This window comes from Bradyrhizobium sp. P3_C3 (genome assembly GCF_056402655.1).
This window is the reverse complement of the sequence record NZ_JBFUGY010000007.1, coordinates 80,003-99,640: the sequence shown is the minus strand read 5'-3', so window position 1 is coordinate 99,640 and position 19,638 is coordinate 80,003. Positions and strand designations below refer to the sequence as shown.

The window sequence follows — 19,638 nt, the reverse complement described above, 5'->3', positions numbered from 1 at the left end:
CGACGCTCTGGTTATCATACTGGTCTGACCAAGATCAGACCAAAAAGAGACCGGGATGGAAGTGAAGCGGGCCGCTGAGGGCGAAAAAGGGTTCGAGAAGGTGTTCGCCTTCCTGCGCGAACGCCTGCTTGCGGGCTCGCTCAAGCCCGGCGACCGCCTGATTTCCGAGCGCGAGCTGGCAACCCTCCTCGGCGTCAGCCGGCCGATCGTCCGCGAGGCGCTACGCGCCCTCACCGTGCTCGGCATCGTCGAAATCCGCGACCGCATCGGCACCGTGGTGACGCAGCCGGACGTCTCGGTGCTGAACGACTTCTTCACCTTCGCGCTCGCCCAGCAGGCGGACATGCTCGATGACGTCATGCAGGCGCGCGTCGCGATCGAGTGTCAGGCGATCCGCCTCGCCTGCGAGCGCGCCAACATCGCCGATTTCGAACGCTTGCAGCGTGCGCTCGCGAAGATCGGAGAGACGATCGACGAGGCGGATGCCGGCGGCATGGCCGACTTCGAATTCCATCGCGCCATCGTCGTGGCATCGCATTCGGAAACGCTGACGGTCCTGCACGGTTCGCTGGCGGGACTGCTGACGCATTCGCATCGCAGCCGCCGCGAGCTGGTGCAGGCCTTCCCGTCGATGAAGACGTACCTGATCGACGACCATCGGCGCATCTTCGACGCGATCATCGCGCGCGACCCCGAGCGAGCGGATGCGACGCTGCGCAAGCATTTTGCCATTGGCGACGAATACCGCAGGCGCGCCGTCGTCGGCGACATCGACAAGACCAGCGCCTCAGGCTGATCGCGGCAGGCCAACAACCAAGAAACCAATCAACCAAGAAACGGACGACTGACATGGGACGGAACGACAAGGGTAATGTCGGCTTCATCGGCATCGGCACGATGGGCCGCGAGATGGTGCGCAACCTCCTGGTGGCCGGGCATGCGGTTCGCGTCTTCGATCTCAACGAAGCCGCCTTGGCCGACAGCGTCAAGGACGGCGCGGCCGGCGCCAACAGCCCCGCCGACGCCGCGCAAGGCGCCGACATCGTCATCACCATGTTGCCCGATACACCCCACGTCGAGGCGACCGTCTACGGTGAACATGGTCTCCTGAAATCTCCCCCGCCCGGCAAGCTCGTCGTCGACATGAGCACGATCTCGCCGGTCGCCGTCCGCCGCATCCATGCCGACCTGCAAAAGGTCGGCGTCAGCTTCATCGACGCGCCGGTCTCCGGCGGGCCGGTGGGCGCCAAGAACGCTGCGCTCTCGATCATGGCCGGCGGCGATGCGGTTGCCTTTACGCAGGCAGAACCGTTCTTCCGTGCAATGGGCACGACCATCACGCATGTCGGCGCATCCGGCGCCGGTCAGACCGTCAAGCTCTGCAATCAGCTGATCTGCGGCATCAACATCCAGGCGATCTGCGAGGCGCTTGCGCTCGGACGCGCCTCGGGCCTCGATCTCAATCTGCTGCGTCGCGTTCTGCTCGGGGGCTCCGCCGCCTCCTGGATGCTCGACAAGCTCGGCCCCGCAATGATCGCGGGCGACGTCTCCGCCGGCTTCCGGATCGATCTCCAGCTCAAGGACCTCCGCCTGGTGCAGGAGCACGCACAGGCGCTGAGCGTGCCGCTGCCCGGCACCGCGCTCGTCACCAACCAGTACGTGGACGCACGCGCGCATGGCGAAGGCAGCAACGGCAACCAGGCGCTGTTCCGCGTCTATGACCGCATGACCAACCAGACCACCGGCTGAACCTGATACGATGAGCCTCCAACTCGACTTTCCCGCGGTGCTGGAGCGTTGGCCGAATTTTCTGGCCGGCGCGGCGCTGACGCTGGAGTTGGCGGCCTTCGCGACGGTGCTCGGCGCCCTGTTCGGCACGCTCGCAGCCGTCGGCCGCGGCTCACGAAGCCCGCTGATCGCGGGCGCCTGCAAAGTCTATGTCGAGACCATCCGCAACACGCCGCTGCTGGTCCAGATCTTCCTGGTCTATTTCGGCCTCGCCAGCCTCGGCCTGAAATTCTCCGCCTTCACGGTGGCGGTGGCCGCGTTGACGATCAATGTCGGCGCCTACACCGCCGAGATCATGCGTGCCGGCTTCGAGGCGATCCCGCGCGGACAGATCGAGGCCGCCGAAGGGCTGGCGCTGTCGCGACTGCAGATCTACTGGCACATCATCCTGCTGCCGGCGATCGAGAAGGTCTATCCGGCCCTGACCAGCCAGTTCGTGCTGCTGATGCTGGCCTCCTCGGTCTGCTCGCAGATCTCGGCGGAAGAACTCACCGCCGTCGCCAACTACATCCAGTCGGACACCTATCGCGCGTTCGAGACCTACATCATCGTCGCCGTGCTCTACGTCATCCTGTCGCTGGTGATGCGCGCGGGCTTCTGGAGCCTCGGCCTTGTGCTGTTCCCGCGCCGGCGCCGGCTCGGCACACCGTTGTGAGATGACCATGGGCGGACATCTCAACATCAATCATCTGATGTTCCTCGGTCAGGGCGCGCTGTGGACGATTGGCCTGTCCGGGATCGCGCTGATCGGCGGCGGCATCGTCGGCTTCGTGATCGCGCTCGCGCGCATCTCGCCGCTCAAATCGGTGCGGATCGCCAGCGGCGTCTATGTCCAGCTGATCCAGGGTACGCCGCTGCTCGTCATCCTGTTCCTCGGCTATTTCGGCCTCGCCGCGATCGGCCTCAAGGTCTCGCCGTTAGCCGCCGCCGGCGCTTCGCTCACGCTCTATGTCTCGGCCTATCTCGGCGAGATCTGGCGCGGCTGCATCCAGTCAGTGCCGAAGCCGCAATGGGAGGCCGCCGAAGGCCTCGCGCTGAGCCGCACCCAGCGCATGATGAAGGTGATCTTGCCGCAGGCGATCCGCATCGCGACGCCGCCGACCGTCGGCTTCATGGTGCAGATCATCAAGAACACCTCGCTCGCCTCCGTGGTCGGCTTCGTCGAGCTGATGCGGTCGGGCCAGATCGTCAACAACTCGCTGTTCGAGCCGTTCGCCATCTACGCGATCATCGCCGTCGTCTATTTCGCCATGTGCTATCCCCTGTCCCTGTTCAGCCAGAAGCTGGAACGGCGGATGGGGCGTGGCAGGTCCAACCTCGCACCAGCCTGACATGCAGCAAAACCCCTCCTCCGCCGAACCGATCGTGTCGCTCCGCGACGTGCAGAAGAGCTTTGGCCCGCTCCGGGTGCTCGATGGCGTCTCCTTTGCCGTCGAACGCGGCGAAGTGCTGGCGCTGATCGGCCGCTCCGGCTCCGGCAAGAGCACGGCGCTGCGCTGCATCGACCGCTTCGAGAAGGTCGACGGCGGCGAGATCGTCGTGTGCGGGCATCGCGTCGACCGCCCTGATGTCGATTTGCGCGCGCTGCGCCAGGACGTCGGCATCGTGTTCCAGAGCTACAATCTGTTTCCGCACCTCACGATCGAACAGAACATCACGCTTGCCCCCTGCGCCGTGAAGGGCATGGCCACCTCGCAAGCCAGGGACCTCGCCCGAAAAGTGCTCGCGCAGGTCGGGCTCGACGAGAAACTGCACGCCTATCCCGAGCAGCTCTCGGGCGGACAGCAGCAGCGCGCGGCGATCGCCCGCTCGCTCGCGATGCAGCCGAAAGTGATGCTGTTCGACGAGGTCACCTCCGCGCTCGATCCCGAGCTTACCGGCGAGGTGCTGAAGGTGATCGAGCAATTGGCGGCGGACGGCATGACCATGGTGATGGTCACCCATGAGATGGGTTTTGCCAAAGGCATCGCCGACCGGATCGTCTTCATGCATCGCGGCAAGGTCCACGAGACCGGCCCCGCCTCGATCCTGACGTCGCCGGCGACGCCCGAACTCACGCAATTCGTGGGCACTGGAAACTTAAAATCATAACAGGAGAGGAGAACCAAGGATGACAAACAAGACACTGCTGGGGACCGCCACCGCGCTGTTCGGCCTCGTCATGATATCAGCCACGCCGGCATCGGCCGATCTGCTCGACGACATCACCCAGGCCAAGAAGATCCGCATTTCGACGGACGTCGCCATTCCGCCCTCGGGCATGATGGACAGCAGCATGAAGCCGACCGGCTCCGACGTCGAAGTGGCGCAACTGCTCGCCAAGGATTGGGGGCTCGAGCTCGAATTCATCCAGACCACCGGCGCGACGCGCATCCCCAACGTCCTGACCGGCAAGGCCGACATCATCATCTCGACCCTGTCGGTGACGCCCGATCGCGCCAAGGTCATCGACTTCACCAAGCGCTATGCGACGCTGCAATCCGACGTCGGCTGCCTGAAATCCTCGACCGTCAAGGACTGGCCCGACCTGAAGGACAAGTCGATCGGCGTCTCCCGCGGCACCACGCAGGACACCACCCTGTCCAACATGAAGGACAAGGACCTCAAGATCTCGCGCTACGACGACGACGCCACGATGGTGACGGCGGCCGTCTCCGGCCAGGTCGACTGCGTCGCCTCGTCGGCGACGATCATCAACCAGATCGGGGTGAAGAACCCGTCGCGTGTGTTCGAATCCAGGATCCCGCTGGCGACCTTCGACCTCGCGATCGGCCTGAAGAAGGGCGAGCAGCGCCTGATGGACAAGCTCAATGCCTGGATCACCGAGAACGTCAAGAACGGCAAGCTCAACGCGATCTACAAGAAATTCCACGGGGTCGAGCTGCCGCCCGACATGCGCAGCTGAAACCAGGGAAAATCGTGGCAGCCGCGAAGCGGCTGTCACGACCAACATAAAATTAAGAAGGACATCACATGCGTCTCGTCATCGGATCCGACCACGCCGGCTGGCCGCTCAAGCAGACCGTTATCGACCACATCCGCAGCCTCGGCCACGACGTCGTCGACGTCGGCTCCTATGACGACAAGCCGGTGGATTTCCCCGACATCGCGCGGGCCGTTGCGCAGAAGGTGACGTCAGGCGAAGCCGCACGCGGCATCATGGTGTGTGGCACCGGCGTCGGCGCCTCGATCGCGGCCAACAAGATGAAGGGCATTCGCGCCGCGGTCTGCCACGACGTTCATTCCGCCCATCAGAGCGTCGAGCATGACGACGTCAACGTCATGTGCATCGGCGCGCAGATCGTCGGCGCCTGGCTCGCCGTGGATCTGGTCTCGTCCTATCTCTCCGCCGAATTCTCTACGGACGAGGATTTTCGCCGTCGCGTCGAGAAGCTGCGCATCATGGACGAGCAAGGCTGACGGCCGGCCGGGATGGCATGCGCTGAGCGATTGGTTCCCTCGCCTGGAATGGATCGCCCGCATCGCCGGCCACGGCTAAACTCTCCCGATTCGTGGAGAGCACCTTGGCCTTTCTCTTCGTCCTCATCGTCGGCCTGATCGCCGGCACCGTCTCAGGCATCGTCGGCACGGGGTCGTCGATCATGCTGATGCCGGTGCTGGTCTATGCCTATGGGCCGAAGGAAGCCGTGCCGATCATGGCGGTCGCCTCCGTGATGGCGAACTTCTCGCGGATCCTGGCGTGGTGGCGCGAGGTCGACTGGCGGGCCTGCGCGGCCTATTCGGTGACGGGCATTCCGGCCGCCGTGCTGGGCGCGCGCACGCTGCTCGCGCTCCCCTCGCACGCCGTCGATCTCGCCATCGGCGTCTTCCTGATCGCGATGGTGCCGGTGCGGCACTGGCTGGCGCGGCACGATCTCAAGGCCAATCTCTGGCACCTCGCGATCGGCGGGGCGATCATCGGCTATCTCACCGGCATCGTGGTCTCGACCGGCCCGCTCAGCGTGCCGCTGTTCCTGTTCTACGGCCTGTCCAAGGGCGCCTTCCTCGCAACCGAAGCGGCCTCCTCACTCGGCCTCTATTTCGCGAAGTCCGTGACCTTCGAACGTTTCGGCGCGTTGACGCAGGATGTCTTCATCAAGGGCCTGGTCGCAGGCTCCTCGCTGATGTCGGGCGCCTTCATCGCAAAACGCTTCGTGCTGCATCTCAAGCCAGAGATGTTCCGCCTGGTGATGGACGCGATCATGATCGCTGCGGGCCTCTCCATGCTCTGGAACGCAACGCAGCCGTAATCGCGCTCAGGCGGCGAATTCGGGCGCGATCGACGGGCTGTCGGCGAGGACGCGGCTCGTCGCAGTGGGCACCGCCTGCTTTTCGAGCCATTGCAGCACGGCGTCGAGCGGCTGCGGCCGATGGTAGTGATAACCCTGCCCGAGCATCACGCCCATCTCGCGCATGGCATCAGCCTGCTCGGGCCGCTCGATGCCTTCCGCGACGAGCGTCAGCCCCAGCGTGCCGGCGAGCGAGGCGATGACGCCGACGATCGCCTTGTCTTCCGCGCTGTCAGGGATCTCGCTGATGAAGGCCTTGTCGATCTTGACCTTGTCGAGCGGGAACCGCCTGAGATGCGCGAGTGAGCTGTAGCCCGTGCCGAAATCGTCGAGCGCGATGGTTGCGCCCAGGCGCCGCAGGCGGTGCAGCGTCTCGGAGGCGCTGGCGATGTTGTTGATCAGCGAGCCCTCAGTGATCTCGAGCTCCAGCAATGATGCCGCGACATCGAAGCGCGCGCAGGTCGCGCGCAGCTCGGCTGCGAGCGAATGGTCGGCGAGCTCGGACGGCGGCAGATTGATCGCGATCCTGATCTGCGCCCTGCCGGCGGACGCCAGTCGCTGCAACGCGCGACAGGCATCGGTCAGCACGTAGCGCGTCAGCCGCGCATTGTTGCCGCTGCGCTCGATCAGCGGCAGGAATTCGCCGGGACCGATCAAGCCAAGTTCGGGATGGCGCCAGCGGATCAGCGCCTCGAGGCCGACAACGGCCTGGCTCTCGAGGTCGACCTGGCTTTGATACCAGACCTCGAACTGCCCCTCGGCGAAGCCTGCGGGAATGGCAAGCTCGAGATCCCGGCGGCGGCGATAGTCGCGCTGAAGCGCTTCGTCCAGCACGGCGACCGTGCCGGGCGCCTTGCTCTTGGCATGGTAGAGCGCGATGTCGGCGAGCGCCGGCAAATGCGACAGCTCGGGATCGCCGGCGCGGCGCACGGCAAGGCCGATGCTGGCGCGCGGCACGACCTGTTTGTCGTGCAGCCGGATCGGCTCGGAAATCGCATCTAACAGCTGGCGCGCGAACGCCTGGGCGGTCGCTTCATTGCTGACCTCGGGGCGGATCACGACGAATTCGTCGCCGCCGAGCCGGGCGACCCAATCCTGCGGTTCGACCGCATCGCGCAGCCGCTCGGAGATGTGCACCAGGAACTTGTCGCCGGCATCATGGCCGAAGGTGTCGTTGATGCCCTTGAAGTCGTCGAGATCGATGAAGCAGAAGGCGATCAGCGAGTCCGGCGAGCCGGCATCGCCGCTCAGGGTCACCAGATGCTCGGACAGCGAGCGACGATTGGGCAGGCCCGTGAGCGGATCGTGCGCGGCCATGTGCCCGAGCCGGTCGAGCGCGCCCGATGTCGTGTGCTGCATGGCGTTGAAGGCACGCGCGAGCTGGCCGAATTCGTTCGTCGATTTGATGTCGGCCGGATAGGCGCGCCCGTCCTGCTTGCTGCGCTGGATCGCCGACATGATCGCGGTGAGTGGCTTGCCGATGAAGATGTTGGCCGAGATCCGCATCGCGATCAGGGTGGCAAATGTTGCGAGCAGGCCGACCACCAGCAGCAGCATCAGCCGGCTGCCCGTGTCCGTGTAGACCGTCGCATAGGAATAGGCGATCGCGATACGACCGGCCTGCACGGCGATGTTGCCGTTGCTGTAGCGGATCGGACGCGAGACTTCCGATACCGCCTGGTCCGCCGGCCGCGCCACCACGCGGGCGATCGCGACGCCGGTGTCGTCATAAACGGCCGCCGCGGCAATGGTCTCGTCGTGCATGATCTCGTTGAGGACGCTCGTGACCTGATCGTAGCGCATCTTCCAGAGCGGCTCGGCGATCAGCTCGGCGCGGCTCTCGGCCGTGCGGGCAATGCGCGCATCGAGCTGCCTGATCTGCGACCAGAAGCTCGATGCCTCGACGCCGGCGGAGGCGAGCAGCTGCACCACCAGCAGCACCGGCACGGTGGCCCAGAGCATCGCGCGGACCACCGAGCGCGAGCGCGACGGCGCCGCCGCCTGCTGCTTGCGATCCGGATCGGTCATGTCGTCACCGTTTCGCATCAGTCAGCAGCGCCTTCCGGAAGCGTCAGCGAAGAGATGAGCGCATCGATGGAGAAATCATACTGGCCGCAGCGCCCCGCCCTCGCCCTGAAGCGCGCGAAATCGATCCGATCGAAGGCGCGCGTCTTGATGAGGTCCCCGACCGCAGCGAGATTGTCGCGCGTGATCGCAGACGTCTTGGCCTCGACGCGGGGCGATGCGGCCGCGAAGTCGCAGCCGTCGGCGTAGTCGCGCAGGAGGACGATCGACCAGCCGCCGAGCAGGAAGTGCCCGCCATCGGTCATGAGCAGACGGCCCGCCTTGATCTCGCGCAGCGCGTCCTCCGACCAGTTGAGGCCGACCAGCTGGATGTTCCGGCCGGGCGTGAGGCCGGCCGCGACCACCGCGCGAAGCGCGCCGAGCGCCATCGGATCGTTTCCGGCCCAGATGCCGGCAGGCCGGATCTCCTTGCGCGCGGCCCAGCTCAGATAATTCCTGGTGACCTGCTCTGCCTCCGACTGGGTCCAGTTGGCGAACAGCATCCGGTCCACCACCACGTCGGGCGCGGCGTCCACCGCGAGCTTGAGACCGGCGTTGCGGGCGATCGAGGCCGGCGTGATCTCGTCGCCGCCGATGCCGAGAATGTGGATCTTGCCGTCCGGGCTCTGCCATTTCTCGGCGCGCGCCACTTTGATCAAAGCATTGGCCATCCTCGCACCCGCGGTCTGGAGATCGGTCGTGATGTCGCCGAGCCAGGTCTTGAGCTTTTGCCGGGGCGGTCCGAGGCGCGCGGCGTCGTCGCCGATCAGCGTGTTCGAGAGCAGCAGCGTTTTGACCCCGGCGGCCTCGGCCGCCTCCAGGATGGGAACGGCAGCGGATTCCTCGTTCGACAGGATGAGGAAGTCCGGCTTGTCGGCGCGTGCCACCACGCCGAAGCCAAGCTCCTGCATGGTGCGGTAATTCCGCTCGCTGGTCAGCACCTCGACATGCGCGTCGAGCTTGCGGCCCGCGGCCTGCATGGTCTGCGCGACCATGTCCCAGTAGACCTCGCCGGTCTTGCCGGGGTTGACGAAAACGATGTTGAGACGCCCGGCGTCGGCCGCAACGGCGCCGCCAACCGGCAGAAGAAAGCCGCAGGCCATGCCCACGGCGAGCATTATCCGCAAGACTACCGTCATTCGTTTCGCCATCCCGTATCGGTTTCGAAACTGGACCCGCGTCCGCTAACATTTGGCAAAGTCCGGAACGGCGCGGCGGCGTAGAGCTAACAAAGGGTGTATCGGCTGCGGTGAATTGGGCTAATGGGGGTGCCGGCCATCGCCGTCTCGCCCGTCATTCCGTGCTATCAGCAAACCTGAAAACCCCGACTCGCTGTCCCCATGGCCAAGAACACACTTTCCTTCGTCTGCCAGAACTGCGGCGCGGCCTATAACCGCTGGCAGGGCAAGTGCGAGTCCTGCGGCGAGTGGAACACGCTTGCCGAGGAGGACACGACCGGCAGCGTGCCGGTCTCGATCCGCTCCAAGCGCAAGGGACGGACGTTTGCGCTGGAGAGCCTGTCGGGGAAGACCCAGGACGCTCCTCGCCTGTCCTCGGGCATGACCGAGCTCGACCGCGTCACCGGTGGTGGCTTCGTCCGCGGCTCGGTGCTGCTGGTCGGCGGCGATCCCGGCATCGGCAAGTCGACGCTGCTGACGCAGGCCACCAGCATGATGGCGCGTGCCGGCCACCGCATCGTCTACATCTCCGGCGAAGAGGCGGTCGCCCAAGTGCGCCTGCGCGCCGAGCGGCTCGGCCTGTCGGACGCGCCGGTGCAGCTTGCGGCCGAGACCTCTGTCGAGGATATCGTCTCGACGCTGTCGGAAGGCGCGGTGCCGCGGCTGATCGTGATCGATTCGATCCAGACCATGTGGACCGACACGGTGGAATCCGCGCCCGGCACGGTGACGCAGGTGCGCGCCTCGGCGCAGGCCCTGATCCGCTTCGCCAAGAAGACGGGTGCTGCCATCATCCTGGTCGGCCATGTCACCAAGGACGGCCAGATCGCCGGCCCCCGCGTGGTCGAGCACATGGTCGATGCGGTGCTGTCCTTCGAGGGCGAAGGCTCGCAGCAATTCCGCATCCTGCGCGCCGTGAAAAACCGCTTCGGCCCGACCGACGAGATCGGCGTGTTCGAGATGACCGGCCTTGGCCTGCGCGAGGTCACCAATCCCTCCGAGCTGTTCCTGTCCGAGCGCGACCTGGGCACGCCGGGCACCGCAGTCTTCGCGGGCATCGAGGGCACGAGGCCCGTTCTGGTCGAATTGCAGGCCTTGGTGGCCCCCACCTCGCTCGGCACCCCGCGTAGGGCCGTGGTCGGCTGGGATCAGAGCAGGCTCTCCATGGTGCTGGCAGTGCTGGAGGCCCATTGCGGGGTCAAGCTGTCCGGCCACGACGTCTATCTGAACGTCGCGGGCGGCCTGCGCATCCACGAGCCGGCGGCCGATATGGCCGCCGCGGCCGCACTGGTTTCATCCCTGGTTAATGCGCAGTTACCCACCGATGCTGTCTATTTCGGCGAGATTTCGCTCTCCGGCGTCATCCGCCCGGTGGCACAGACCCCGGCCCGGCTCAAGGAAGCGGTCAAGCTCGGCTTCAAGCGCGCCGTGCTGCCCGAATCGGCCCGGGGCGGCGATGCTGGCGGCGACGCCGGACTGTCCCTGAACGCGATCAACAGCCTGACGACACTGGTGGCCGAGATCGCGGCCCGGGGCTCCCGCCGCGGCGACTCGAGCCCGCCGGCGGAGAAAAATGCCACACCGGCAAGATTCCGCCGTGGAGAGGGTTAGGTGGAGGTGACGTCCTCCGCCCCCACCGCTATACAGCCGTCACAAAAGCAGCATGGGATTGCGTGGTTGCGGCCTTGCCGGGAACGCCGTCTGGCCCTCACTTAGGGCCACGGCCAAGCACCGATTCGCTGAGCACCTTTGAAGTACGAGCGGACCCGACCAGCCGATGCCAGTAACACTCCTCGACCTGATCCTGCTCGGTGTGATGCTGATCTCGGGCCTGCTCGCCATGGTCCGCGGCTTCATGCGCGAAATCCTGTCGATCGCGGCCTGGGGCGCAGCGGCGATCGTGACGCTGTACTCGTTCTCGAAGCTGCTGCCGACCGCAAAGACCTATTTCAACAACGACACGGTGGCGAGCGTCGTCGTGGTCGCCGGCGTGTTCGTGGGCACCCTGGTCGTGGTCTCCGTGATCACGGTCCGGATCTCCGACATGATCCTGGATTCGCGCATCGGCGCGCTAGACCGCACCCTGGGCTTCCTGTTTGGCCTCGCTCGCGGGCTTTTGATCGTCGTGGTCGCGTTCCTGTTCTTCACCTGGCTGGTGCCGGACAAGCAGCGCCCGGACTGGGTCACGGGGGCCAAATCTCGCGTGGTGCTCCAGGGAACCGGGGATTGGCTGATGGCCCTCTTGCCTGACGACCCCGAGAACACCATCTTGAAGAGATTCAAGAAAAACAAACCAGATGATGATCAAGCTGATTCCGAACCGCAGCCTTCGGGCACTGGCGACGGATACAGTAAACCTGCTCGTGACAGCCTCAAGAAGCTGATCGAGAAACCTGCGGCGCGTTGATTAGGCCCTAAAAGAGAGGCGCGGACGAGATGCGACACCCTGACCAGGACGCCCAACTTGATCTCGGCCCAGCCGCGCTAGAGCTTCAGGACGACCTGGAGGGCGATACGCTCCGCGAGGAATGCGGCGTCTTCGGCATCTACGGCCACCCTGACGCCGCGGCCATCACGGCGCTCGGCCTCCACGCCCTCCAGCATCGCGGCCAGGAGGCCGCCGGCATCGTCTCTTACGACGGCAGCCGTTTTCACTCGGAACGACGCCTCGGCCTCGTCGGCGACACCTTCTCCCGCCGCGAGGTGATCGACCGCCTGCCCGGCAATATGGCCGTCGGCCATGTCCGCTACTCCACCACCGGCGCCACCATCCTGCGCAACGTGCAGCCGCTGTTCGCCGAGCTCAATGCCGGCGGCCTTGCGGTCGCCCACAACGGCAACCTCACCAACGGCCTGACGCTGCGCCGCGAGCTCGTGAAGAACGGCGCGATGATGCAGTCGACCACCGACACCGAGGTGATCCTGCATCTCGTCGCGCGCTCCCGGCGCAGCCGCTTCATCGAGCGCTACATCGACGCCCTGCGCGAGATCGAGGGCGCCTATGCGCTGGTTTCGCTGACCAACAAGAAACTGGTCGGCGCGCGCGATCCACGCGGCATCCGCCCGCTGGTGCTCGGCGAGCTCGACGGTTGCCCGATCCTGACCTCGGAGACCTGTGCGCTCGACATCATCGGCGCGCGCTTCATTCGCGACATCGAGCCCGGCGAAGTCATCGTGTTCGACGAGAACGGCCAGGACATCCACAAGCCGTTCCCGCCGATGGCGCCGCGCCCCTGCATCTTCGAATACATCTATTTCTCCCGTCCGGACTCCATCGTTCACGGCCGCTCGGTCTACGAGGTGCGCAAGGCCTTTGGTGCGCAGCTCGCGCGCGAGAGCCATGTGCCGATCGACGTCGTCGTCCCGGTGCCGGATTCCGGCGTACCCGCCGCGGTCGGCTACAGCCAGCATTCAGGCGTGCCGTTCGAGCTCGGCATCATCCGCAACCACTATGTCGGCCGCACCTTCATCCAGCCGACGCAGGCGATCCGCGAGTCCGGCGTGCGCATGAAGCATTCGGCCAACCGCGCCGCGATCGAAGGCAAGCGCATCATCCTGATCGACGACTCGCTGGTGCGCGGCACCACCTCGAAGAAGATCGTGCGCATGATGCGCGATGCCGGCGCCAAGGAAGTTCATTTCCGCCTCGCCTCGCCGCCGATCCTCTATCCCGATTATTACGGCATCGACCTGCCGGATCGCGGCGGCCTCCTGGCCGCGACGCATTCGCTGGAGGAGATGCGCGAGATCATCGGCGCCGACTCGCTCGCCTTCCTGTCGATCGACGGCATGTACCGCGCCATGGGCGAGCCCGGCCGCGACCCCGCCAATCCGAAATTCTCGGATCATTGCTTCACCGGGGCGTATCCGACCCACCTCACCGACCAGACCCAGACCGAGCAGCAGCCGCGGCAATTGTCGCTGCTGGCCGAGGCGAGCTGACGGCGAGACGGCGACGATACAGCTGACCATCGCGATCCTCTGCGGAGGGCTTTTGGTCGGCTTCATCGTCTTCGCCTTCAGGCAGGGCATGAAGGTGCCGCCTGACAGCTCGGGGAACGGCCCGAACAATAGTACCAATATCCAGTAGGGCTGCGGCGGGAGCTCGAGGGCAGAAATTCCGGGCTTGTCCCGGCCATCCACGCCTGTAAAACCCCGCCATGACAAAACCCCTCGCCAACCGTATCGCTCTCGTCACCGGCGCCTCGCGCGGCATCGGCTTCGCCACGGCCAAGGCGCTGGCCAAGGCCGGCGCGCATATCGTTGCGACGGCGCGCACGCAGGGCGGGCTGGAAGAGCTCGATGACGAGATCCGGAAAGACGGCGGCAGCGCCACGCTGGTGCCGCTCAATCTCACCGATTCCGACGGCATCGCGCGGCTCGGGGCCGGCCTGCACGAACGTTATGGCAAGCTCGACATCCTCGTCGGCAATGCCGGCGTGCTCGGCCCCTCCTCGCCGGTCGGCCACATCGAACTGAAAACTTTCACCGACGTGATCGCCGTCAACGTCTCGGCGAACTTCCAGCTGATCCGCTGCATGGAACCGCTGCTGAGGCAGTCCGATGCCGGCCGGGCCGTGTTCATCACCTCGGGCGCCGCCAACAAGGCCACCGCCTATGTCAGCCCCTACGCCGCCTCCAAGGCCGCGCTGGAAACACTGGCCCGCGCCTGGGCGCAGGAAACCACGAACACGCCGCTCCGTGTCAACCTGTTCAACCCGGGCCCGATCCGCACCCGGATGCGCGCCACGTTGATGCCGGGCGAAGATCCGGCGACGCTGGAGACACCCGAGCAGGTGGCCGAATTCATCGTCCCGATGTGCGCGCCTGACTGGACCGAAACCGGCAAGTTCTACGACTACAAGACCCGCACGCTGATGAGCTTCCGCTCGCCGGCCTGATTGACTCGCGTGCCTCCCCGCGATTGACTGCCCGCGCTCAAGCGGCAGCAAGCCGCAAGCCAAAAAAGGGAGGTTGCCATGGCACCGTGGCATGATCGCGCAGGGCTTGTCTGTACAAGGCTCGGCCGTGCGCTCGTACGAGTCTCTCACGCCTTCTTCATCCTGATTGCAGCCATCGCGTTCGTGCTTCCGGGCACGGCGACTGCGGGTGACGTCCCGACCTTCGCGGTCGATGCCTCCTGGCCAAAACGGCTGCCGAACAACTGGATCCTCGGTCAGGTCGGCGGCATCACCGTCGACTGGCAGGGTCATATCTGGGTGATCCATCGCCCGCGCTCGCTCACCGATGACGAGAAAGGCGCGGGCCTCAACCCGCCGCGCTCGAAATGCTGCGTCTCGGCGCCTCCCGTGCTCGAATTCGACACCGACGGCAATCTGCTGCGGTCGTGGGGCGGTCCGGGCGAAGGCTATGAATGGGTCGGCCGCGAGCACGGCATCGAGGTCGACGAGCGCGGCTTCGTCTGGGTCGGCGGCAACGCCGACAACGACAACGCCATTTTGAAGTTCACGCTCGACGGCAAGTTCGTCGCCCAGATCGGCAAGATCGCGCCGAGCCTCGGCAGCAACGACACCACACAGCTCGGCAAGCCCGCCGAAACCGCGATCGACAAGGAGGCGAACGAAATCTACGTCGCCGACGGTTATGGCAACCGCCGCGTCATCGTGTTCGATGCGACGACGCTCGCTTACAAGCGGCACTGGGGCGCCTATGGCAACAAGCCCGATGACAACAAGCAGGCGGCGTATGATCCCAAGGCGCCCGTCTCCCAACAATTCGGAAATCCCGTCCATTGCGTGAAGCTCGCCAATGACGGTCTCGTCTACGTCTGCGACCGCATCAACAACCGCATCCAGGTGTTCAAAAAGGATGGCACCTTCGTGAAGGAGTTCTTCTTCGAGAAGAACACCCTCGGCAACGGCGCGGTGTGGGACATCGCGATCTGGCCCGATCCGAAGCAGACCTATTTGCTCAGCGCCGACGGCGAGAACAACGAGATCCGGGTGATCAAGCGCGAGGACGGCAGCGTGGCCGGCAGCTTCGGCCACAACGGCCGCAATGCCGGGCAGTTCCACTGGGTGCATGCCATGGCGATAGACGCCAAGGGTAACGTCTATACCGCCGAGGTCGACACCGGTAAGCGCATCCAGAAATTCAAGCTGACCTCGGACGCGCTCAAATAGCGTCTCAACACACTTTGCCCAAAGGTTAACCGACGGATGACGCTACGCCGCAGCGTCATCCGGCTTTAGGCGCATTGCCGCCAGCCGTGGGACACGGTAGAGCGATCAGCCGGAACAAGGCTCCGCAAGAGAGCCGTCCGCATATTGAAAATGGAGGAGACCTTTTATGACGACGACGCTCGCGCGCCGCTATGCGGCCCTTCTGGCCTGTGCCGCCTTCGGTTTTGCAACATCCGCTTACGCGCAGGACAAGACCGTCAAGATCGGCGTCTTGAATGACATGTCGAGCCTTTATGCCGATATCGGCGGCCCGAACTCCGTGGTCGCGATCAAGATGGCCGTCGAGGATTCCGGCCTGCTCAAGAAGGGCTGGAAGATCGACGTTCTGAGCGGCGATCACCAGAACAAGCCGGACGTCGGCGTCAATATCGCTCGGCAGTGGATCGACAACGAGAAGGTCGATGCGATCGCTGATACGCCGAACTCCGGCGTCGCGCTTGCGGTCAGCAACCTCGTCAAGGAAAAGAATTCGGTGCTGCTGAATTCCGGCGCCGCCTCTGCCGACTTGACCGGCAAGGCCTGCACGCCGAACACGATCTCCTACACTTACGACACCTACATGCTCGCCAACGGCACCGGCAAGGCGCTGACCAAGGCCGGCGGCGACACCTGGTTCTTTCTTACCGCGGATTATGCCTTCGGCCACGCGCTGGAACGCGACACCACGGCCGTCGTGACGGCAAACGGCGGCAAGGTGCTGGGCAGCGTCAAGCACCCGATCAACAGCTCGGACTTCTCGTCCTTCCTGCTGCAGGCCCAATCGTCCAAGGCCAAGGTGGTCGGCCTCGCCAATGCCGGCGGCGACACCACGAACTCGATCAAGCAGGCGGCCGAATTCGGCATCGTATCGGGCGGCCAGAAGCTCGCGGCGCTGCTGCTGTTCATCAACGACGTGCATTCGCTGGGCCTAAAGACCGCGCACGGCCTGACCTTCACCGAGTCCTTCTACTGGGACATGAACGAGCAGACCCGCGCCTGGTCGAAGCGCTTCGCCGCCCTGGCCAGCAAGAACGCGATGCCGTCGATGACCCAGGCCGGCAACTACGCGATGGTGCTGCACTATCTCAAGGCGATGGAAGCGCTCGGCGGCAACCCGCATGACGGCGCCAAGGTCGTCGCCAAGATGAAGGAGCTGCCGACCGACGATCCGCTGTTCGGCAATGGCCCGCTGCGCCAGGACGGACGCCGTCTCATCCCGGCCTATCTGTTCGAGGTGAAGAAGCCCGAGGAGTCGAAGGGCCCGTGGGACTACTACAAGCAGATCGCCACGATCGCGGCGGAAGACGCGGCCAAGCCGCTCAAGGACAGCGAGTGTCCGTTGGTGAAGAAGTAAGACAGTCGACACTGCCGTAGGGTGGGCAAAGGCGCGTAAGCGCCGTGCCCACCATCTCTCCGCGATTGGAAGAAGCGGTGGGCACGCTTCGCTTTGCCCACCCTACGATACTACGAGACCGTCTTCGTGGCAGATAGCGACCGCATCGCGATCGCGACACATACCACCATCAATACCGCCGCAAGCAGGAACGGCGCGCCGGGCAGATGCCACGGCGCGCTGGCGCCGATGAAATAGGAAAACGTCAGCGTGAACAGGAACGGCCCGACGAGCTGCGAGACGCTCTGCACGCTCGCGGTCGCGCCCTGCAACTGGCCCTGCTGATCGGGCGCGACCAGTCGCGTCATCAGCGATTGCATGGCGGCACCCGAGATGCCCCACAGCGACATCACGGGAATGCCGATCCAGAACAACGGCCCGGTCGGCGCTGCGCCGAAGATCACGAAGCCGATCGCGCCACAGCACAGACCGAGCACCAGCGCATTCCGCTCGCCGAGCACGCGCACGATCGGGCCGATGGCGAGCCCCTGCACCACCATGGCGCAGATACCGACCATCGCGAGCGTCAGACCCACGGTCTTGGAATCCCAGCCGTAGCGATAGGTCGCGTAGAGCACGAAGGTCGAGGGCAGCACGACATGCGCGACCTGTGCGATGAAGTTGACGATGGATAACGCGGCCAGCGCCGCGTTGGACCGCAGCAAGTGCAGCGCTCCGACCGGATTGGCGCTGGTCCAGCGGAACGGCGCGCGCCGCTCCGGCGCCAGCGATTCCGGCAGGACGAAGAGCCCATAGAGTGCATTGGCAAAGCTCAAAGCCGCCGACGCCCAGAACGGCAACCGCGGATCGATATCGCCGAGCAGGCCGCCGAGCGCCGGGCCCAGGATGAAGCCGGCGCCGAAGGCAGCTCCAATCCTGCCGAAGACGGCCGCGCGCCGCTCCGGCGGCGTGATGTCGGCGATATAGGCAAAGGCGGTGGAAATGCTCGCCGACGTGATGCCCGAGATCACGCGGCCGATGAACAACCAGAGCAGCGACGGCGCGAGCGCCATCAGCACATAGTCGGCGGCGAGCCCGAAATTCGACAGCAGCACCACCGGCCGCCGTCCGAAGCGATCCGACAGCGCGCCGAGCACCGGCGAGAACACGAACTGCATCAGCGCCCAGGCGGTGCCGAACAGGCCGAAGATGCGGGCCGCATGCGCGGTGTCGTTGTCGACGAAGCTCTCGATCAGCTTCGGCAGGATCGGCATGATCACGCCGAGCGCGAGCATGTCGAGCAGGATGGTGACGAAGATGAAGGCGACGGCACCACGCCGGACCGGCGCAGCGCTTCGCGCCGTCGCCTCGCCGGCATCGTTGCTCACGACGGCCGCTTGCGCTTGTGGGCGAAGGGGTTGGCCTTTTCGCGCAAGGTGATGCGCACCGGCGTACCCGGCAGCTCAAAGGTCTCGCGCATGGAATTGGTCAGGTAGCGCAAATAGGACTGCGGCACCGCGTCCGCGCGCGAGCAGAACAGCACGAAGCTCGGCGGACGCGCCTTGTTCTGCGTGATGTAATTCAGCTTGAGCCGTCGGCCGGACACGGCCGGCGGCGGATTGGCCTGCACAGCCTGCTCGAACCAACGATTGAGCGCGGAAGTCGGCACGCGCCTGTTCCAGACCGCGTAGGCGTCCTGGATCGCCTGCATCAGACGATCGATGCCCTCGCCCATCAGACCTGATACGGCGACGATCGGCACGCCCTTGATCTGCGGCAGCCAATGGTCGGCATCGCGGCGCAGGCCCGAGATGGCGCCGCCGCCCTTGGTCTCCATCAGATCCCATTTGTTGACGGCGAGCACGACCGCGCGGCCCTCGCGCTCGATCAGATCGGCGATGCGCAGGTCCTGCTCCTCGAAGCGGTTCTGCGTGTCCATCATCATCACGACGACTTCGGCAAAGCGGACCGCGCGCAACGCGTCGGCGACCGAGAGCTTCTCCAGCTTTTCCTCGATGCGCGAGCGACGGCGCAGGCCGGCGGTATCGAACACGCGAAAATCACGGCCCTTCCAGTTGATCTCGACCGCGATGGAATCGCGCGTGGTGCCGGCCTCCGGGCTCGTCAGCAGGCGCTCCTCGCCGAGCAGATGGTTGATCAGCGTCGACTTGCCGGCATTGGGCCGGCCGACGATGGCGACGCGGATCGGACGCGTCGCGGCCTCCTCCTCGGTCAGCGGCTCGTCGTCCTCAGCTTCATCTTCATCGACAGGCTCCGGCATCAACTCGCGGAGGGCGTCATACAGCTCGCCCATGCCCTCGCCGTGCTCGGCCGATACCTGGATGGGATCGCCGAGGCCGAGCGCAAAGGCCTCCATCGCGCCGGCATCGCCATGCTTGCCTTCGCTCTTGTTGGCGACCAGCAGCACCGGCTTGTCGGCCTTGCGGGCGAAATCGGCGAAGGCGCGGTCGGTGGGCGTGAGGCCGATGCGGGCATCGATGACGAAGAACAGCGCGTCTGCCTGTGCAATCGCGGCCTCGGTCTGCTCCTGCATGCGCGCGGTCAGCGAGCCCTTGGCGCCCTCGTCGAGGCCGGCGGTGTCGATGATGGTGAATTCGAGGTCGCCGAGCCTGGCCTCGCCTTCGCGGCGGTCGCGGGTGACGCCCGGCAGGTCATCGACGAGCGCGAGCTTCTGCCCAACCAGGCGGTTGAACAGCGTCGATTTGCCGACATTTGGCCGGCCGATAATAGCAATCGTGAAGGACATCGGTCATTCGTGCGCTGCGAAGGCCGCGCCTGTCAAT

At 65.3% G+C, this 19,638-nt stretch carries 18 protein-coding genes; 14 read left to right on the top strand and 4 right to left on the bottom strand.

Translation table 11 applies throughout. The features are described 5' to 3' along the window. Positions 1–55: 55 nt before the first annotated feature. The 8 genes from AC1DW2_RS10530 to AC1DW2_RS10495 all read left to right on the top strand — a co-directional run bounded on the left by AC1DW2_RS10530 (position 56) and on the right by AC1DW2_RS10495 (position 6,038). Positions 56–796 (top strand): FadR/GntR family transcriptional regulator, encoded by a 741-nt coding sequence (locus tag AC1DW2_RS10530; protein ID WP_208086404.1) that lies wholly within the window; start codon positions 56–58, stop codon positions 794–796. Between the two features lie 53 nt (positions 797–849). Beyond that, positions 850–1,749 carry an NAD(P)-dependent oxidoreductase gene (locus tag AC1DW2_RS10525; protein WP_477005983.1) on the top strand — a complete coding sequence of 300 codons (900 nt, stop codon included), beginning with the start codon at positions 850–852 and terminating at the stop codon, positions 1,747–1,749. Between the two features lie 10 nt (positions 1,750–1,759). Then, entirely contained in the window at positions 1,760–2,443 is a 684-nt protein-coding gene (locus AC1DW2_RS10520; protein ID WP_477005982.1) for an amino acid ABC transporter permease, read from the top strand. A gap of 7 nt (positions 2,444–2,450) precedes the next feature. After that, positions 2,451–3,119: an amino acid ABC transporter permease gene (locus tag AC1DW2_RS10515; RefSeq protein ID WP_071914693.1), complete on the top strand. Its 669-nt coding sequence runs from the start codon at positions 2,451–2,453 to the stop codon at positions 3,117–3,119. A gap of 1 nt (position 3,120) precedes the next feature. Beyond that, positions 3,121–3,879 (top strand): amino acid ABC transporter ATP-binding protein, encoded by a 759-nt coding sequence (locus AC1DW2_RS10510; RefSeq protein WP_477006025.1) that lies wholly within the window; start codon positions 3,121–3,123, stop codon positions 3,877–3,879. Between the two features lie 19 nt (positions 3,880–3,898). After that, complete coding sequence (locus AC1DW2_RS10505) at positions 3,899–4,693, top strand: transporter substrate-binding domain-containing protein (RefSeq protein ID WP_071914695.1); 795 nt, start codon at positions 3,899–3,901, stop codon at positions 4,691–4,693. Between the two features lie 68 nt (positions 4,694–4,761). Next, entirely contained in the window at positions 4,762–5,208 is a 447-nt protein-coding gene (rpiB, locus tag AC1DW2_RS10500; protein ID WP_063983716.1) for a ribose 5-phosphate isomerase B, read from the top strand. Between the two features lie 104 nt (positions 5,209–5,312). Beyond that, positions 5,313–6,038 (top strand): sulfite exporter TauE/SafE family protein, encoded by a 726-nt coding sequence (locus tag AC1DW2_RS10495; protein WP_477005981.1) that lies wholly within the window; start codon positions 5,313–5,315, stop codon positions 6,036–6,038. A gap of 6 nt (positions 6,039–6,044) precedes the next feature. Here AC1DW2_RS10495 and AC1DW2_RS10490 read toward each other — a convergent pair whose 3' ends face one another. Further along, positions 6,045–8,123 (bottom strand): putative bifunctional diguanylate cyclase/phosphodiesterase, encoded by a 2,079-nt coding sequence (locus tag AC1DW2_RS10490; RefSeq protein WP_477005980.1) that lies wholly within the window; start codon positions 8,121–8,123, stop codon positions 6,045–6,047. Further along, entirely contained in the window at positions 8,123–9,280 is a 1,158-nt protein-coding gene (locus AC1DW2_RS10485; RefSeq protein WP_439034761.1) for an ABC transporter substrate-binding protein, read from the bottom strand. The genes AC1DW2_RS10490 and AC1DW2_RS10485 overlap by 1 nt, the downstream gene beginning before the upstream one ends. 201 nt (positions 9,281–9,481) lie before the next feature. Between AC1DW2_RS10485 and radA the strand changes: the two genes are divergently transcribed. The 6 genes from radA (at position 9,482) to AC1DW2_RS10455 (ending at position 16,855) form a co-directional block, all read left to right on the top strand. Then, positions 9,482–10,930, top strand: coding sequence for a DNA repair protein RadA (gene radA, locus AC1DW2_RS10480; RefSeq protein WP_063983719.1), 1,449 nt, complete (start codon positions 9,482–9,484; stop codon positions 10,928–10,930). Positions 10,931–11,096: 166 nt separating this feature from the next. Continuing rightward, the gene (locus AC1DW2_RS10475) at positions 11,097–11,726 is read left to right on the top strand and encodes a CvpA family protein (protein WP_063983720.1); all 630 of its coding nucleotides are present in this window, start codon (positions 11,097–11,099) and stop codon (positions 11,724–11,726) included. Between the two features lie 29 nt (positions 11,727–11,755). Beyond that, the gene (gene purF, locus AC1DW2_RS10470; RefSeq protein WP_063983721.1) at positions 11,756–13,261 is read left to right on the top strand and encodes an amidophosphoribosyltransferase; all 1,506 of its coding nucleotides are present in this window, start codon (positions 11,756–11,758) and stop codon (positions 13,259–13,261) included. Positions 13,262–13,479: 218 nt separating this feature from the next. After that, the gene (locus AC1DW2_RS10465; RefSeq protein ID WP_477005979.1) at positions 13,480–14,220 is read left to right on the top strand and encodes an SDR family NAD(P)-dependent oxidoreductase; all 741 of its coding nucleotides are present in this window, start codon (positions 13,480–13,482) and stop codon (positions 14,218–14,220) included. Between the two features lie 78 nt (positions 14,221–14,298). After that, positions 14,299–15,462: an NHL repeat-containing protein gene (locus AC1DW2_RS10460; protein ID WP_477005978.1), complete on the top strand. Its 1,164-nt coding sequence runs from the start codon at positions 14,299–14,301 to the stop codon at positions 15,460–15,462. A 166-nt stretch (positions 15,463–15,628) separates the two neighbouring features. Further along, positions 15,629–16,855 (top strand): ABC transporter substrate-binding protein, encoded by a 1,227-nt coding sequence (locus AC1DW2_RS10455; protein WP_063983724.1) that lies wholly within the window; start codon positions 15,629–15,631, stop codon positions 16,853–16,855. Between the two features lie 110 nt (positions 16,856–16,965). Here the strand turns inward: AC1DW2_RS10455 and AC1DW2_RS10450 are convergent, their stop codons facing one another. Next, a complete protein-coding gene (locus AC1DW2_RS10450; RefSeq protein ID WP_166352692.1) occupies positions 16,966–18,222 on the bottom strand; it encodes a TCR/Tet family MFS transporter in 1,257 nt (418 codons plus the stop codon). After that, positions 18,219–19,601, bottom strand: coding sequence for a ribosome biogenesis GTPase Der (gene der, locus AC1DW2_RS10445; RefSeq protein WP_282522293.1), 1,383 nt, complete (start codon positions 19,599–19,601; stop codon positions 18,219–18,221). Before der ends, AC1DW2_RS10450 begins: the two co-directional genes overlap by 4 nt. Positions 19,602–19,638 lie beyond the last annotated feature (37 nt).